14 protein-coding genes are annotated in these 17,075 nt (G+C 70.7%); 1 reads left to right on the top strand and 13 read right to left on the bottom strand.

Annotated elements, in window-relative coordinates:
• Position 1: 1 nt before the first annotated feature.
• From AC07VX_RS21915 to AC07VX_RS21940, 6 genes are all read right to left on the bottom strand, one after another.
• Positions 2-268, bottom strand: a complete 267-nt coding sequence (locus AC07VX_RS21915) for a hypothetical protein (protein WP_493167160.1) — start codon at positions 266-268, stop codon at positions 2-4.
• Positions 269-288: 20 nt separating this feature from the next.
• Positions 289-1,017: an SDR family oxidoreductase gene (locus AC07VX_RS21920; protein WP_493167161.1), complete on the bottom strand. Its 729-nt coding sequence runs from the start codon at positions 1,015-1,017 to the stop codon at positions 289-291.
• 8 nt (positions 1,018-1,025) lie between these two features.
• Positions 1,026-1,973, bottom strand: a complete 948-nt coding sequence (locus AC07VX_RS21925) for a CsgG/HfaB family protein (protein ID WP_493167162.1) — start codon at positions 1,971-1,973, stop codon at positions 1,026-1,028.
• Between the two features lie 94 nt (positions 1,974-2,067).
• Entirely contained in the window at positions 2,068-4,437 is a 2,370-nt protein-coding gene (locus AC07VX_RS21930; RefSeq protein WP_493167163.1) for a penicillin acylase family protein, read from the bottom strand.
• Positions 4,437-5,225 carry an SDR family oxidoreductase gene (locus tag AC07VX_RS21935; protein WP_493167164.1) on the bottom strand — a complete coding sequence of 263 codons (789 nt, stop codon included), beginning with the start codon at positions 5,223-5,225 and terminating at the stop codon, positions 4,437-4,439. The genes AC07VX_RS21930 and AC07VX_RS21935 overlap by 1 nt, the downstream gene beginning before the upstream one ends.
• Before the next feature lie 126 nt (positions 5,226-5,351).
• Positions 5,352-6,467 carry an ABC transporter substrate-binding protein gene (locus tag AC07VX_RS21940; protein WP_493167165.1) on the bottom strand — a complete coding sequence of 372 codons (1,116 nt, stop codon included), beginning with the start codon at positions 6,465-6,467 and terminating at the stop codon, positions 5,352-5,354.
• Positions 6,468-6,670: 203 nt separating this feature from the next.
• On the opposite strand from AC07VX_RS21940, the gene AC07VX_RS21945 reads away from it, so the two are divergent.
• Positions 6,671-8,287, top strand: a complete 1,617-nt coding sequence (locus tag AC07VX_RS21945; RefSeq protein ID WP_493167166.1) for a sensor histidine kinase — start codon at positions 6,671-6,673, stop codon at positions 8,285-8,287.
• On the opposite strand, the gene AC07VX_RS21950 is transcribed toward AC07VX_RS21945, so the two are convergent.
• From AC07VX_RS21950 to AC07VX_RS21980, 7 genes are all read right to left on the bottom strand, one after another.
• Entirely contained in the window at positions 8,281-8,472 is a 192-nt protein-coding gene (locus tag AC07VX_RS21950) for a hypothetical protein (RefSeq protein ID WP_493167167.1), read from the bottom strand. The genes AC07VX_RS21945 and AC07VX_RS21950 overlap by 7 nt on opposite strands.
• A gap of 55 nt (positions 8,473-8,527) precedes the next feature.
• A complete protein-coding gene (gtfA, locus tag AC07VX_RS21955; protein WP_493167168.1) occupies positions 8,528-10,024 on the bottom strand; it encodes a sucrose phosphorylase in 1,497 nt (498 codons plus the stop codon).
• A complete protein-coding gene (locus AC07VX_RS21960) occupies positions 10,021-11,343 on the bottom strand; it encodes an MFS transporter (RefSeq protein ID WP_493167169.1) in 1,323 nt (440 codons plus the stop codon). Before AC07VX_RS21960 ends, gtfA begins: the two co-directional genes overlap by 4 nt.
• Positions 11,340-12,263, bottom strand: coding sequence for a carbohydrate kinase family protein (locus AC07VX_RS21965; protein ID WP_493167170.1), 924 nt, complete (start codon positions 12,261-12,263; stop codon positions 11,340-11,342). Before AC07VX_RS21965 ends, AC07VX_RS21960 begins: the two co-directional genes overlap by 4 nt.
• Positions 12,264-12,448: 185 nt before the next feature.
• Entirely contained in the window at positions 12,449-13,597 is a 1,149-nt protein-coding gene (galK, locus tag AC07VX_RS21970) for a galactokinase (protein ID WP_493167171.1), read from the bottom strand.
• Positions 13,594-14,628, bottom strand: a complete 1,035-nt coding sequence (locus AC07VX_RS21975; protein WP_493167172.1) for a UDP-glucose--hexose-1-phosphate uridylyltransferase — start codon at positions 14,626-14,628, stop codon at positions 13,594-13,596. Before AC07VX_RS21975 ends, galK begins: the two co-directional genes overlap by 4 nt.
• A 300-nt stretch (positions 14,629-14,928) precedes the next feature.
• Entirely contained in the window at positions 14,929-17,073 is a 2,145-nt protein-coding gene (locus AC07VX_RS21980; protein ID WP_493167173.1) for an alpha-galactosidase, read from the bottom strand.
• Positions 17,074-17,075: the final 2 nt, after the last annotated feature.

Raw genomic sequence — 17,075 nt, forward strand, 5'->3', positions numbered from 1 at the left:
GTCAACGCCGCTCGGGCGCGCGCAACGGCAGCGGCACGGCGTCCTGGACCTCACGGGCCTCGACGTCCACGACATCGCCCGCCGGCTGCGTCCGGCTCGCCCAGGGGTTTTTGTTGACCCGGAACTGCAGATCGGGCTTGCGCCCGGTCAGCAGGCTGACCAGCAGGAAGGCGACGAAGACCAGCACGGCCACGAGGAACAGGCCGAGCCCGATGAGGGCACCGGCGGCGAGCATCAGCAGACGAAGCAGCGAACGGAACAGGCGCATGGGTTGGATTCTGAACCCGCTCAGCCCCGCCCGACAAAAGGCATGCTCGTCGCCATGACCGTCATGGTCTGCACATTAGCCGATAGCGGCAGGCCGGCCATGTAGACGACGGCGCGGGCGACGTCCTCGACGTCCATGCGCGGCTCCACCGCCAACGTGCCGTTGGCCTGGGGCACGCCGCGTGCCATCTTCTCGGTCATGTCGGTGGCGGCGTTGCCGATGTCGATCTGGCCGGCCGCGATGTCGAAGGCGCGACCGTCCAGGCTCAGCGACTTGGTCAGGCCCGTGATGGCGTGCTTTGTGGACGTATAGGGCGCCGAGAACGGTCGTGGCGCGTACGCCGAGATGGAGCCGTTGTTGATGATGCGGCCGCCGCGCGGCGCCTGCGTCTTCATCAGCCCGAAGGCCGCGCGGGCGCAGAGGAAGCTGCCGGTCAGGTTGGTGTCGACCACCGCGCGCCACTGGGCCACCGTCAGTTCGTCGATGGGCACGGGTGGCGCCGAGATGCCGGCGTTGTTGAACAGCAGGTCCAGCCGGCCGAACTGCTGCCGCAGCGTGGCGAAGGCGGCGTCCACCTGGGCCTCGTCGCAGACGTCGGCAGGCAGCGCCAGGGCCTCGGGCAAGGTCTCGCGCAGCGCCGCCTCGCGGCGCCCCATCAGCGCCAGCGTCCAGCCGTCGGCGGCCAGCGCGCGGGCGACGGCGCGGCCGATGCCGGAGCCGGCACCGGTGATGAGGGCAAACCGGGCCATCGGCGACCTCAACGGCCGATGGGCATCAGCAGCGTGCGCTGCACCCAACCGCTGAAGTTGGCCGCGTCCACCTTGACGAAGCCGTCCTTGACCTCGCCGGTGGCGACGAGTTCGTCGCTGCGGTTCAGCGTCGCGATGACCTTGCTGTCGCGCGACGGCGCGGCATAGGCCTTCACGTTGGAGATCTTGGCAGCCATCATCTGGCCGGCGTTGATCGGGGCCCCGGCCTGGGTGGAAGCGCTGGCGTTGGCATCGCCTGCGGCGCTGCCCGTGCGGATCAGGCTGCCCTGGTCGCGGATGGCCAGCACGATCTTGTTGTAGTTGTCCAGGAAACTGGCCGCGATGAGCTTGCCCTCGGCCGTGCTGGTGTAGCCGCCCAGGCCGCCCACGGCGCCGCCGCCGAAGCCCCAGCCGCCGATGGAGAAATCGGTCTTGCTGGCCTTGCCCTCGGCCGCCGCCACCTGGATGCTGGAGCGCACGTCGGCCAGCAGCAGGCTGGTGGAGGCGTCCTTGAACTTCAGGCCGCCGGCAATGGCGCCGACGATGCCCAACTTGCCGCCCAGGAAACCGCCCAGGCCGCCGCTGGTGTTGGCGCCGACCTGCACATTGGGCGTCATGACGAAGTCGGCCGCCTGCATCTGGCCCTTGCCGATGTTGGACTCCTGGCGCATCTCGCCGGCCGCGGCCAACGAGCGCTCCTGCTGGATGTTCTGCATGGCCTGGCCGCGCTCGACGACGTCGAAGCAGCCCGACTGCTGCACCATCATGCGCAGCAGCGACGCCGGCGAGCCCAGGCCGTAGTGGGACAGGTGGTTCCAGCCGTTCTGCGGCTCGGCCACGGCCAGCACGCCCAGCTTCTTCTGACATTTCTCGACGGTCGAATCCGCCTCGTCGGCACGGGCAGCCATCGAGGTTGCCAGGCCGGCCAGCAGCAGTGCATACAGGGTCTTGTTCATCGCAGCGGTCCTCCAGAAAACTCGCGAATATTGGATTGTGCCCAGCGCGCCGGGCGCCGGGCATCCTCAGCCCGCACGGGCGGTGTCGCCCGGATCAGGGTCGCAACACGAGCCGGTGCATCGTTTCGCCGGGCAGGAAGGGCAAGGGCTCGCCGGCCAGCCAGGCGGCATGGTCACCGCGGTAGAAGGGCGACAGCGGATGGCCACTCTGGCCACCAGGGATGACGAGGATGCCACGCTCCTCGTGGCCGGGCGAGACGACCATGCGCTCGCTCTGGCCATGGCCGTGGTTGTGCACGCGCGGCATGTGGCTGTCGCCGGCCATGCCCTGCGAGGCCTGGTCCAGCCAGCCGGCAAGCGGCGGCAGGGCGGCGCTCAGCGGGTGGCGCATGCTGGTCGTGTTGTCAGCCCCCCACGTGGCGGCGGCCAGGCTGCCGTACTTGTCGAGCAACTCCCTGCGGCTGTCCAGCACGGCGCGCTGCAGCAGCTCGGGCCAGCTTTTGAAAGCCGCCGGCAGGGTGTCCGGGCGAGCGGCCTGGATCAGCGCCCAGCCGGGAGTCTCGGGCACCATCTTCAGGTCGCCGAGCTTGAGCCCCTGCGCCTCCAGCAGGCCGGCCAGCGGCGCGAACAGGCTCTTGAGGGCCTGCAACCGGAACGAGCGCAGCAGCAGGTAGCCGACGGCGTCGGGCCGCGCGGCGCCAGCACTCTTCTCGATCTCGGCCCGGTAGTCGGCCAGCCCGTTGGCGGCGACGAAGTCCGGCGTCAGCACCTGCTCCAGCAGCAGCTTGCGCCAGCGCTGGTGGAATAGCGCGCGGTGGTCGAGCTGGAGGGCGTGCAGGCCGGCCTCGTCGAACTTGTCCTGGGCGCGCAGGCCATCGCGGATCTGCTGGGCGCGAGCGCCGAGGTCGTAGCCGCCGTTGCCCAGGGCCTTCAGCGCATCGCCGCCCACCATGCGCGAGTTGGCCGTCCACAGCCGGCCGTCGGCGGGGTCGACGATGCGCGGCTGCTCGGCCGCCGGCAGCCAGCCCTGCCAGCGCGAGCGGCCATCGCTCCAGTCCTGCGGGCGGTCCATGTCGCTGGCGTCACCCAGGCCGACACGGCGCGGCATGGCGCCGATGACGGTCCAGGCGATACGCCCGCTGGCGTCGGCGACGACGAGGTTCTGCGCCGGCATGCCGGCCCCCGCCGCCAGCTGCACGGCGTCGTCGACGCTGGCCGCGGTTTCCATGTGCATCAGGCGCAGGTTCATGCCCTCGCGGTCATGCGCCACCCAGCGCAGCGCATAAGCCTGGCCGGCCGGTGCCTGCTGGGGCATGACGGGCCCCCATTCGCTTTCCAGCACGACGTGGTCGACCGCCGCCTCGCCCGCCACCTCGATGCGCTCCACGACGCGCTGCAGCGGCTTCTCCGCGCCGCCTGCCAGGTAATGCGTGCCCGCGGCGTTGAGCTTGAGCGTGACGACGTCGGCCCAGTCGGAGGTCGTGTTCGTGAAGCCCCAGGCCACGCGGCCATTGCTGCCGACGACGAGCAGCGGCGCGCCGGGCAGCGTCACGCCGGCCACGTCATGGCTGCCGGCGGTGTCCTTCCACCGCATGCGCGCCTTGAACCAGGTGCCGGGCGCGCGCAGGCCCAGGTGCATGTCGTCCGCAACGATGGCACGGCCGTCCGCGCCATGCGCCGCCGCGACGGCGAAGTTGTTGCTGCCGAGATCGCGCGCGTCGCGCAGGCTGCAGTCGCTGCAGGCGGTCTTCGTGGCACGCAGGGCATCCGGCAAGGGGCCCGGCGGCAACGACACCGCGCTCGCGCGGCTGTCGTCCATGGCGGCCTGCCAATCGGCGCTGTGCTGGGTCAGGAAGGCGTACCAGTCGGCCGGCACGGCGTCGTGCAGCAGGCCTGTGGCAACGTCATCCCGGCCCTGGGCGCCCTGCAGGTCCAGGTACATGCCGTAGGCGACGAGGACGCTGTCGGCCAGACCCCAGGGCTGGGGCTGCTGGCGCAGCAGCAGGTATTCGGGCGGGCGGGCGCCGAGGGCGGACAGCCCGGCGTTGACGCCGCCGACGTAGGCCTCGAGCAGCGCGCGCTCGTCGGCCGGCAGGGCCGCCAGACCCGCCTCGGCACGGTGACGGAAGCGATGCAGGCGACGCGCCTCGTCCAGCGGCAGGGCCTTGGCGCCGACCAGGGCAGACAGCTCGCCGGCCGCGTTGCGGCGCATCAGGTCCATTTGGAAGAAGCGTTCCTGGGCGTGCACGAAGCCCAGCGCCCGGGCCGCGTCGAGGCGGTCCTCGGCCGTGATCGTCAGGTAGCCACGCGCATCGCGCTGCAGCTCGGCCGGCGCGCCCAGGGTTGCCACGGCGCGCTCGCCGTCGAGCTGGGCGAGGCTGCCGCGCAGCGTCAGCCACAGCGCCAGCGCCAGAAGGAGGACCAGCAGCAGCAGGCCGCCAAGGATGCGCTTGAGCCAGGTCATCAGAAGGTTCCCGGGTAGCTGCCGCCGTCGAGCAGGATGTTCTGGCCGGTCAGATAGCCCGCCTGCGCGCTGCACAGCATGGCGCAGATGGCGCCGAACTCCGCCGCCGTGCCGAAGCGCTGCGCCGGGATGCCGGCGCGCCGCCGGGCGGCCACCTCCTCGACGGCCTGCCCGGCCTTGGCGGCGCCGGCGGCCAGCGTCTTCTTCAGCCGGTCAGTGTCGAAGGCGCCAGGCAGCAGGTTGTTGATCGTCACGTTGGCTGCGGCCAGGCGCGGCTGGCGGGCCACGCCGGCGACGAAACCGGTCAGCCCCGAGCGCGCGCCGTTGGACAGGCCCAGCGTGTCGATGGGCGCCTTCACGGCGCCCGAGGTGATGTTGACGATGCGGCCGAAGCCGCGCGCCGCCATCGCGTCCACCGTGGCCTTGATGAGTTCGATGGGCGCCAGCATGTTGGCGTCCAGCGCCGCGATCCACTGCTCGCGCCCCCAGTCGCGGAAGTCTCCGGGCGGCGGGCCGCCGGCGTTGTTGACGAGGATGTCGACCTGCGGGCAGGCCGCCAGCGCTGCAGCACGGCCTTCGGGTGTCGTGATGTCGCCCGCCACTGCGCGCACATCCACGGCCGGGTTCAGCGCACGCAAGGCAGCCGCGGTGGCGAGCAGGTCTGCCTCGCCGCGCGCCGTGATGACGACGTTGGCCCCCTCCCCCGCCAGCGCCTGTGCGCAGCCGCGACCAAGACCTTTGCTCGCGGCGCAAACCAAGGCCCAGCGGCCCTTCAATCCAAGATCCATCACACCCTCCTTACGCAACCTGCAACGCGGGGCTGCATCATCGCGCGGCTCTCGCTGATGCGGCTGTGCCGGGCAGACAAGAGCGCCCCCGTCACGGGGCCGGCGCAGCCGGCAGGGGGTGGGCTGTCACCGCCAGAACTTGCCATCGGGCCCGACGATGGACACGTCGGTGAACTCCAGCCCGTTGTGTTCCTTGTCGCTGTAGTGCACCTGCAGGCCGCCGAGATCGATGCGAGCACCGTCCAGGGCCTTGGTGAAGGCCTCTCGGCCGATGTCCTTGCCGTTGGCCCGCTTGATGGTCTCGACAACCAGCTTGGCCGCCGCAAAGCCCTCCAGCTGGGCCGGCGTCAGCTCGGAACGGCCCGAGGCCTTGGCCAGCCCCAGCGCCTCGCGCACCAGCGGGTTGGCGGTGGACCGCTCGTAGGGGAAGAGCTGCGTCACGACGACGCCTCGGGCGTTCTCGCCGAGCTGCTTCACGAAGTCGCTGGAGGCGTTGTTGGACAGCGTCGCGACGTGGGCCGTGGAGCCCGCCGCGCGCAGCGCGTTGACGCCCTCGACGACAGCGTACGAAGGCCCGATCAGCACGACGGCCTCGATGCCGGCCTTGGCGATGGCCTGCATGGTCGGCGCGAGATCGGGCTTGTTGCGATCGAAGCGCAGGTGCGACAGCGCACGCAGCTTCATGTCGTCCAGGCCCTTGATGGCCCCCTTGCCGGCGTCGTTGCCGAAGGGGTCGTTGACCTGCACGATGGTGATGCGCTTGACGCCGATGCCGGCCAGGTGCCTGACCGCGCGCTCGGCCTCCTTCTGGTAGCTGGCGCGCAGGTGGTAGACCCAGGGCTGCACGGGGTCGCGCAGGCTGATGGCGCCGGTGGCCGGGGCGATCAGCGGCAGCTTGTTTTCCTTCAGCACCGGCAGCATGGCCTCGGTGGGGCCGGTGCCACGGCTCAGCATCAGGCCCAGCACGCCCTGGCTGGCCAGGGACTTGGCGGCAGCCACGGCGGCCGCGGGGTCGTACTTGTCGTCCTGGGTGACGAGCTCGATGTTCTGGCCCTTGATGCCGCCCTGGGCGTTGATGGCGTCGAAGTACAGGCGCGCGCCTTCGGCGCTCTCCTGCACGATGCCGGCCACAGGCCCGGTGAAACCGGCCACCATGCCGATGCGCAGCGTGCTCTGTGCGAACGCGCCATTCGTACTGATGCAGGCAGCGAGCAATGCCGCCAGGCCAACCCAACGCTTCACTGTTTTTCTCCAGGCCGGGCGCCGCAAGGGGCGCGTTGATGGCGGCGGATTGTGAGGCCAGCCCCCCCGCGGCCAGCAGACCCCTCGCCCCAGGAAAAACCCGGGCTCGGGCGGCTCCGAATGCGCATTTCCACCGCTTTCGCGCGGCCTACACTCTGGCGGCCTTTGCGCCCGAGTCGCTGCCCCACATGCCGGAAAGCTCTTTGCCATCGTCCGCTGCCCCATCGCCCCAGAAGCCTGCACACCGCTTCGGCTGGCAGCGCAATTCGCTGACCTTCGCGGTCGTGCTGGCGCTGCTGCTGGGCCTGCTGCTGCCGACGACGGCCGTGCTGCTCTACGACGGCCAGAAGACCCGCGAGACGGCGATGGAGGACCTCAGGCGCGACCTGGCGCGCGCCACCGAGGTGATGGCCCTGTCGCTGGCCGAACCGGTGTGGCAGGTGTCGCCCGACCTGGCCGACCCCATGGTCAAGGCGCAGATGGATGACCCGCGTTTCGTGTCGGTGCAGGTCATCGAGCCGGCGTCGTCGGCCCCCTTCCTGTCGCAGCAGCGGCCGGGCGATCAGGCCGACAACGACCTGGTGCTGGCCCAGACCCGCCCCATCCAGCGCGACGGCCGCGAGATCGCCAAGCTGACGGTACGAATGAGCGCAGCGCCCTTGCTGCAGGCCAAGCAGGCCGAGGTCTGGCGCACCGTCTGGCGAAGCGGCCTGACGCTGACCCTGTCGCTGGTGCTGATGCTATGGGTGCTGCAGCGCTATGTGCTGCGCCCGATGACGGAGCTGACCGGCGCGGCCGAGGCGCTGGCCGCCGGCCGGCTGGAGCAACCGCTGCACGTGGGCGGCGCCGACGAAATCTCGCGTGTCGGCGTGGCGATGGAGCGCATGCGCCAGGCCCTGCTGTCGGCCTTCGAGGCGCTGCGCCAGCACAACCTCAACCTGGAAGAGACCGTGGCCCAACGCACGGCCGAGCTGACGGCCAGCAATGCGGAGCTGTACGACGCGCTAGACACGCTGCAGAAGGCGCAGCGCGAGCTGGTCGAATCGGAGAAGCTGGCCTCACTGGGCCGGCTGGTGGCCGGCGTGGCCCACGAGCTGAACACGCCGCTGGGCAACGCGCTGACCGTCGTGTCGGCGCTGGAAGACCGCTACAGGCAACTGGAAGCCATGCTGGGCGGCACCGCGCAGCTGCGTCGCAGCACGCTGGAGGAACTGGCACGCGACACGCGGCGCGGCCAGGACATCCTGCAGCGCAATGTGCAGAAGGCCGCCGACCTGGTGCGCGACTTCAAGCAGGTCGCCATCGACCAGACGGCCGACCTGCGGCGCGACTTCGACCTGGCCAAGGTCGTCGAGGACGTGCTGGTCATGGTGGAGCCCAGCTTCAAGCACACGCCCTTCGTCATCGACACGGAGCTCTGCCGCGGACTGGCGATGAACAGCTACCCCGGCGCGCTGGGCCAGGTGCTGACCAATCTGCTGATGAACGCACTGCTGCACGGCTTCGAGGGGCTGGAACAGGGGCGCGTGCGCGTGCACTGCGCGCGGCTGAGCGAGACCGAGGCCGAGCTCAGCGTCAGCGACGACGGCCGCGGCATGGACGAGTTGGTGCGGCGCCGCATCTTCGACCCCTTCTTCACGACCAAGCTCGGCACCGGCGGCTCGGGCCTGGGCATGCACATCGTGCACAGCATCGTGACGAACGTGCTGGGCGGCCAGATCGAGGTGAAGTCCTCGCCCGGACAGGGCACCCAGATGCTGATGCGCCTGCCGCTGGTTGCGCCGCAGCGCGCCGGCGGCGAGGTGTCAGCGACTCACTGAGACGCGGCGGAGGCCGGGGCGGAAGCGGCCTCCACGACGGCCGAGGCGGCCGCCGAAGCGGCAGGCTCGTGTCCGCCGGTCACGTCGTGCTTCTCGCCACTCAGGTCGATGTTGCCGCCGCTCTTGGTCAGGATGTAAAGCGCCAGCGCGGCAAAGGCGATGAAGCCCACGATCAACTTCCACATGCTCGGGTCTCCCCAGGTTTGAACTGCCGGGGATTCTGCGGCCCGAGGCTGACGCTCAACTGAAGGCGAAACCGGCGCGGTCGCCGTCGTCGCTGCTGAAGCTCAGCTCGTGGGCCTGGCTGGCGAAGTCGACGCGCAGCTCCGCCCAGTCTGCGGCCTGCTGCCAGCGCAGATGCAACACCTCGTCGCCGCTGGCGAGCAGCTCGAAGCTGCCACCAAAGGCCGGGTGGCGGTTGCGCAGCCGGATCAGCTCGATGAGGCGGCACACGACCGGGCGCTCGCAGTCGCGCGCGATCTCGTCCTCGCCGTAGTAGTGGCGGTTGATGTCGCGGCCGACCTGGCTGCGCGCGAGCAGTTCCATGTCGTTGTGGCCGGCCAGCAGGCCCACGTAGTAGACCTGCGGCACGCCGGGCAGGAAGAACTGGATGGCGCGGGCCAGCAGATAGGCGGTTTCGTCGCGGCCCATCGCATCGAAGAACGTGCAGTTGACTTGGTAGAGGTCGAGGTTGCTGGCGGCAGCACCCGTGGCCTTGCGGCTCTCGCCGTTGCTCGCGGCATGGATGCGCTCGACCAGTTCATCGAGCTCCTGCGGCGGCACCAGGCCGGGGTGGCCGGCGCGGTCGCCCGCGTCGGCACCGATGTCGATGATGCCGATGCCGTCGTGGGTGTCGAGCACGGTCAGCGCATTGGTCGGGCGGACGGCGATCCAGCGCTTGAGGGCTGTGGCGGTGTGGAAGTTGAAGGCGTGCAGCACCAGCGGCGGCAGCGCGAAGTCGTAGACCCAGTCCACCCGGGAGGCGATCTCGATCTGGCGCTGGTAGTAGGAGTGGATTTCCACCAGCACTTCGATGCCCAGCGCCCGCGCCTCATTGGCGAACTCGGCGATGAAGTCGAAGGTCTCCGGCATCATGAAGCAGTTGGCGCCGGCCTTCTTGATGGCGTAGCCGACGGCATCCAGCCTCACCATGCGGATGCCGTTGGCGGCGAAGGTGCGCAGGATGCCGCTGAGGTAGGCCCGGCCCTGCGGGTGGCGCACGGCGATGTCGATCTGCGCGGCGGTGAAGGTAGTCCAGAGGATGCGGCGCTCGCCGTTCTTCAAGCTGGCATAGGTCAGCGGCAGACCGGGGCGCGGGCGGTAGACGGCCAGCAGGTCGCGCTCGCCGGCGCCGTCGGGGAAGACGGCGTCAAGCGTCAGGAACAGGCCGGCGTAGGCCGACGCCTCGCCCTTCTCGGAGTAGTCGCGGAACTGCGGCGACTCGGCAGACATGTGGTTGACGATGACGTCAGCCATCACGTCCAGGCTGTCGGTCAGCGCCTTGATGTCGCCCCAGCCGCCCAGGCGCGGGTCGACCTGGGTGTGGTCGATGGGGTCGAAGCCCGCGTCGGCGCCGTCGATGGCATGAAAGAAGGGCAGCAGGTGCACGCCGCCGAACACGCCGGCCAGCGGCGAGCCGGGCTGGCCGAGCAGGTTCTTCAGCCGCACCAGGTCGGCGCCGTCGCGCCGGCCGCCCAGGCGGTCGACATAGGTGATGAGCTGGACTTGGTTCTTCATTTCGCGTCGGAGTCAGAGGTTTTCACGCGCAACACGCACAGGGCGGCCAGGGCCAGCAGCACGCCGGCCAGGCGAATCACGTTTTCGGGGCGGCCGCCGAGCAGGCCGTCGTAGAACAGCGGCAGCGTCAGGGACTGGATGAGCATCGGGATGACGATGAACATGTTGAAGATGCCCATGTAGACCCCGGCGCGCTCGGGCGGGATGCTGCCGGCCAGCAGCACATAGGGGTTGCCCATGATGGAACCCCAGGCGAGGCCGATGCCCACCATGGGCAGGAAGAGCCAGGCCTTGTCGTGGATGCCGGGCAGGTACCACATGCCCGCAGCGGCACAGGCGAGCGCGAAGGCGTGCACCCATTTCGCGCCCAGGCGCTTGGTGAACGGCACCATCGCGAAGGCGGCGACGAAGGCGATGACGTTGTAGAAGCCGCCGACCTGGCCGTTCAGCAGGGCCGCGTCGCGAAAGCCCGCGCTCTTGGCGTCGTCGGTGCCGAAGATGGTGGCCGCCAGCGTCGGCACGATGTAGATCCAGTAGCAGACCATGCCGTACCACTGGAACAGCGCCATCCACCACAGCCGGCGCATCGTCGGCGGCATCTCGCGCAGCGCCTGCCAGATTTCGGTCAGCGCCGGCCCGACCCCGCGCGGCAGTGCGCGCAGGCGCGCCACCTCCTCGGGCGGCAGCGGCAGCTCGGGCACCCGGCGGATGGACCAGTACACCGTCGTGAAGGAGAGCAGCGCGCCCACCATGAAGGCCAGCGTCGTGACGACCGGGATGCCGTTGGCGCCCAGCGCGTCCTTGTTCATCCCCAGGCCGACGAGGATGCTGGGCGTCAGATAGGCCAGCGTCTGGGCCAGGCCGGTGAAGGAGGCCTGGGTCAGGAAGCCGCTGGCATGCTGCTCCTCGCGCAGGCGGTCGCTGACGTAGGCGCGGTAGGGCTCCATCGTCACGTTGTTGGCCGCGTCCAGGATCCACAGCAGGCCGGCAGCGAACCACAGCGTCGGGCTGAACGGCATCAGCAGCAGGCCGAGGGAGCAGAGCAGAGCACCGATCAGGAAGTACGGCGTGCGTCGGCCCATGCGGTGGGTGGTGCGGTCGCTCATCGCGCCGATCACGGGCTGCACCAGCAAGCCCGTGATGGGGCCGGCCAGCCAGAGATAGGGCAGGTCCTTGCCCTCGGCGCCGAGCATCTGGTAGATCGGGCTCATGCTGGCCTGCTGCAGGCCGAAGCTGAACTGGATGCCCAGGAAGCCGACATTCATGTTGACGATCTGGCCGACCGACAGGCGCGGCTTGTCGAAGAACGGTGTGCTCATGCCAGGGCCTCCTCGGGCTCGGTGCGCAGGGCCTGCAGGGCCTCGCGCCAGGGTTGCAGCACGGTCGGGTCGGCCGGCAGGGGCCCGCGCAGCCCGCAGATCGCCGCCGCATAGCGGTTGGCCAGGCCCAGCGTGACGGCCAGCGGCCGCCGCAGCGCCAGGCCCGCCAGCAGCATGGCCGTGAAGGCGTCGCCGGCGCCCACCGTGTCCACCAGCCGCGGCAGGGCCACGCCCTCCCCCGCCACCAGCGTGTCCCCCGCGGGGCCCAGCAGCGCGTAGCCTGCCGCGCCGCGCGTCAGCACTAGGCGCTGCAGCGCAAAGCGGCCCATCAGCGCCGCCACGCCCTCGGGCGCGAACCAGTCCAGCAGCATGGCCAGTTCGTCCTCGTTGACCTTGACCCAGTCGGCCAGCATCAGCGACTCGGCAGCCAGTTCCCGAAGTTCCAGCCCCGGGCGCAGGTTCAGGTCGAGGAAGGCCAGACCGCGCCCGCGCTTGACCGCAGCGCGCAGGCTGGCCCGCGACGTTGCGCTGCGCTGGGCCAGCGTGCCGAAGTAGACGATGCCGCCCTCGCGCGCGTCGCCCGGCGCCTCGATGTGGTCCCAGGCCGCATCGGCGTGGATCTCGAAACGGTGGCCGTCATCGGCCAGCTCATGCACGCTGACGCGGCCGGTCGCGTGGCTGGCGTCGCGCTGCAGGCCGGCCGTGTCCAGGCCGTAGCGGCTGGCACTGTCCAGCAGCAGCCGGCCGGCCGCGTCGTCGGCGCCGATGCGGCTGACGAAACGCACCGGCGCCCCCAGCCAGGCCAGCGACCGCGCCACGTTGAAGGGCGCGCCGCCCGGCACGGCGCCGTCGCTGAACTGGTCGACCAGCGCCTCGCCAAGCACGAGGACGGCCCGGTCCGCCGGCTGCACCGATTGCATTGCTGTCTCCTGTCGTTGTCGTCGCGCCAGCCATTGGGTGGACCGGCGCCTGGGCGGATTGTGGGCTTAAGGCAGCCCGATTGCAATCGATTGCATCTCAGGGAAAACCAACCCGCGACCGCGGCCACATGCGCCGCCGTCGAGCGATCTCGCCCTGCAAGGCCGGCGCCGCCGATGAGGGCCTGTCAGCACGCGCCGGCACCGGCACTGGCCCGGCAGACCCAGACGGTCGGCGCCTCGCCACCGGGCGCGCGGTAGCCGGATTCGACCGCCGCCCGCACCGCGTCGACACGCTCGCGCGGCATCAGGCCCACCACGCAACCACCGAAGCCGCCTCCGGTCATGCGCGCCCCGCCCTGCGGGCCGATGGCCTGCTGCAGGATCTCGACGAGCCGGTCGACGGCCGGCACGGTGATTTCGAAATCGTCGCGCATGGACGCATGCGAAGCCGCCATGAGCCGGCCCAGCGCCGTCAGGTCGCCGCCGGCCAGCGCCTGGGCCGCCGCCTCGGTACGGGCGTTCTCGGTGACGATGTGCCGCGCGCGGCGGTAGACCACCTCGTCCAGCCCCGCGGCGCCGGCTTCCAGCCGCTCCAGGTCGACGTCGCGCAGCGCCGGCACGCCGTAGTGCCGCGCGGCGGCCTCGCACTGGCGGCGGCGGGTGTTGTATTCGCTGTCCACCAGGCCGCGCTTGACGCGCGAGTGCACGATCATGACCGCGAGGTCCGGCGGCAGCGGCACCGGCACGGCGGCCAGGCTGCGGCAGTCGATCAGCAGCGCATGGCCGGCCTCGCCGCGAGCGGAGATGAGCTGATCCATGATGCCGCAGTTGCAGCCGACGAACTCGTTCTCGGCGCGCTGGGCCGTCAGCGCCAGCGTCGTGGCATCGAGCTCCAGCCCGTACAGCGACTTGAAAGCCTGGCCCACGGCCACCTCGAACGAGGCCGACGAGGACAGCCCCGCCCCCTGCGGCACGTCGCCGGCCACGGCGAGGTCGGCGCCGCGCAGCGGCAGGCCGCGGGCGGCCAGCATCTGCACCATGCCGCGCGCGTAGTTGGCCCAGGCCGCGTCCTCGCGGTGCGCAATGGCCGCGCCGACGCGGAAGCGGTCGATGGCGCCGTCGTAGTCGGCCGCGACGATCTGCACCTGGTCGTCGTTGCGCGGCCGCGCGGCGATGCGGGTGCCGAAGTCGATGGCGCAGGGCAGCACGAAGCCGTCGTTGTAGTCGGTGTGCTCGCCGATCAGGTTGACCCGCCCCGGCGCCTGCACGCGCAGCGTGGGCTCGACGCCGAAGGCAGCGCGGAAAGCCTCATCGGCGCGTGTGCGGGGTGTCATGCCGGCTCCCGGTAGTGGACGTCGCTGACCGCACGCAGCCGCTCGGCCGCCTGCTCGGGCGTCAGGTCGCGCTGGGCCTCGGCCAGCATCTCGAAGCCGACCATGAATTTGCGCACCGTGGCCGAACGCAGCAGCGGCGGGTAGAAGTGGGCGTGCAGCTGCCAGGGGCGCGCATAGCTGGCGTCGAAAGGCGCACCGTGCCAGCCCATCGAGTACGGGAAGGCACAGCGGAACAGGTTGTCGTAGCGCGAGGTCAGACGCTTGAGGGCGTCGGCGAGGCTGGCCCGCTGGGCGGGCGTGAGCTGCGGCAGGCGCTGCACGGCGAAGCGCGGCAGCAGCAGGATCTCGAAGGGCCAGGTGGCCCAGAAGGGCACGAGGGCCAGCCAGTCCTCGTTCTGCACGACCACGCGCTCGCCACCGGCCTCGCGCTCCGCCACGTCGAGCAGCAGCGGGCGGCCCTGGGCGGCGAAATAGGCGCGCTGCTGCGCATCTTCGGTGGCGGCCTCGTTGGGCAGGAAGCCGGTGGCCCAGATCTGGCCGTGCGGATGGGGCTGGGAGCAGCCCATGATCTCGCCCTTGTTCTCGAACACCTGCACCCAGGCATGGTCACGGCCGAGCTCCGCGCTCTGCGCGCACCAGGTGTCGACGACGCCGACGATCTCGGCCTGCGACAGCTCCGGCAGGGTGCGCGAGTGGTCTGGCGAGAAGCAGATGACGCGGCTGGTGCCGCGCGCGGCCTGGGTCTGGAACAGCGTGTCGCCAGCCGGCGCCTCGGGCACCTCGGGCATCAGCGCAGCGTGGTCGTTCGTGAAGACGAAGGTGCCGCGGTAATCCGGGTTGACCTGGCCGTTGACACGGGTGTTGCCGGCGCAGAGGTAGCAGGCCGGGTCATGGCGAGGCAGCACAACCTCGGCGGCGGCCTCCTCCCGCCCCTGCCAGGGCCGCTTGGCGCGGTGGGGCGAGACGAGGACCCACTGGCCGGTCAGCGGGTTGCGGCGGCGGTGGGAGTGTTCGGTGGGGTCGAAGGTCATGATCTGTCAGTGGCGATCGCAGCCAGCGCGTCCAGTGGTAGGCGCAGGAGGGCGGGCAAGCCTGATGCTTCGTGTCCCCCGGCCCGCTGCGCGGGCCTCCTCCTTTACCTGCGCATCAGGCCTGCCCGCCCTCCTGCTGTCGTTGTGATCGGTGGACGCGGAAAACCACCGGCGCCAGCGGCGGGATGTGGCGGGGCGCAATTGCGCAGGTAAAGGAGGAGCGCCGCGCAGCGGCGCGGGGGACACGGAGCAATGGCGCCCCGCCGCAGCCCGTCGCTCGTCCATCACGGCTCGAATGATTCACAGCCTCTCCAGCTTCACCATGAAGCAGGTTTCCGCCACGCAGCGCTGCACCGGCAGACCCGCGTGCATCAGCCAGGCGCCATCCGCCTCCACGCCCTGCTCCAGCGCGTCGAAGAAGGGCGCCGAAGGGCCGAAGCCGTCTTGACCGGTGGACGGCGCCTGGCGGACTCGCGTGACGCGGTAGCGGGCGCCGGCGTCCAGCATGGGCAGGCGCGCGGCGGGGTTGTACTTGAAGCTGCTGGGCTCCGTGCGGTAGACCATCAGCAGCAACTCATCTGCCGCTTCGTCGCCATGGGCCTGCCACACCAGCCCATCGCCGGCCTCGCCCAGCCACACGCGGCCGTGGTGCAGGCGTTCGCGCCATTGCTTGTAGAGCGCAATCCACTGCGACACCTCGGCGCGCGTGGCCTCGTCGAACAGCCGCGCATCCAACTCCACGCCCAGATGGCCGGGCAGTGCGACGGCGGCGCGGAAGGCCATGCTCTGCGTGCGGCCGGTCGTGTGGGCCGGCGAGGTGCCGATGTGGGCGCCCATGATCTCGGGCGGGAAGAACTGCAGGAAGCCGCGCTGCATGCTCACGCGGGAAAGTGCGTCGATGCAATCGCTGGTCCAGACGCGATGCGTGTGGCGCAGCACGCCGAAGTCGATGCGCCCGCCCCCGCCCGAGCAGCTCTCGATCTCGACCTCGGGGTGGGTGGCGCGCAGACGGTCCATCAGCGCGTAGGCGGCGCCCACCTGGGCGCGGTAGCCGGCCGTGCCGTCGGCGAGGCCGGCGGTGGTGAGGTCGCGGTTGTGGTCCCACTTCAGGTAGCCGATGGGATGGGCGGCCAGCAGCGCGGCGATCTTGCCGAACAGGTAGTCCGACACCTCGGGTCGCGAGATGTCCAGCACCAACTGGTTGCGTGCAGTGATCAGCGGCCGGCCGGCGAGCTGCAGCGCCCAGTCGGGATGGGTACGGAACAACTCGCTGTCGGGGTTGACCATCTCGGGCTCGACCCACAGGCCGAACTCCATGCCCAGCCCGTTCACGTGGGCGATCAGCTCGCCCAGGCCCTCGGGGAACTTGCTCGCGTCGGGCCACCAGTCACCCAGGCCGGCGCGGTCGTGGTGGCGGGCGTTGAACCAGCCGTCATCCAGCACGAAGCGCTCCACGCCCAGGCCGGCGGCGGCGGTGGCGAGCTCCTTCACCTTCTCCGGCCGGATGTCGAAGTAGAAGCCCTCCCAGGTGTTGAGGTGAACGGGCCGCGGCTTCATCGCGCCGCCATGCCAGGGCAGCCGGGCACGCAGTTCGGCATGGAAGTTGGCGGCCAGGCCGTTCAGGCCTTCGGTGGAGCAACTGGCGACCAGCTCGGGCGTCGTCACCGTCGCACCGGGCGCCAGGCGAAGCTCACCGGGCGCCAGCCATTCGCCGAACTGCCACTGGTACTGGCCGTCGTTCAGCCATTCGATGGTCTGGGCATGGTTGCCAGACCAGGCCAGGTGGGCGCCAAACACCAGACCGGCATGCGCGGTGGCACCGGGCGTCGTGACAACGGCACCGGGGAAGCAGTCCTGCGTGGTGCGGCCACGCCGGCTCTCGCGCCGCCACAGCGAGCGCGTCAGCGCCTCGGTCTGCAGCAGGAACTCGTGCATGTGCTGGCCAGCGTAGAAGCGCACCTGCTCGGCGTCGCCCGGCAGCGGCAGCGTGGCGGCGGCCAGCCATTGCACGTCGAGCTCGGTGGCGCCGAGGTTGGTCAGCGTCGAGCACGCGACGAGCACGTCGCTGGCCTCATCCAGCCGCAGCTGCAAGTCCAGCCGCAGTTGCGCAACCGTGTCGGTCAACCGCAGCACGACGGCCCGGCCGGGCACCGCCCACTCGACCTCGCACTGCGTGAAGGCCTGGGCGAAGTCGCGCCCGCCGCGGTGGGCCAGGAGCGCGCTCTGGCCGAACCAGCCGACGCCGAAGGTGGGCGCCACCGTCAGCGGCTGGTCGACGTCCAGCATGAAGGACGGCAGCGGCCGCGTCTCGCGCAGCGCCGCGCCGGGGGCCACGGAATCGGGCAGGCGCGGGCCCCAGTAGCGCCACAGCGGCGCCTCGCCGGGCGGCAGTTCGAGGACAAGGCTGCTGCGGCGGCTGTGCAGGAAAAGGAAATCGGTCGTCATGG

This window comes from Roseateles sp. GW821-FHT03B02 (genome assembly GCF_059421025.1).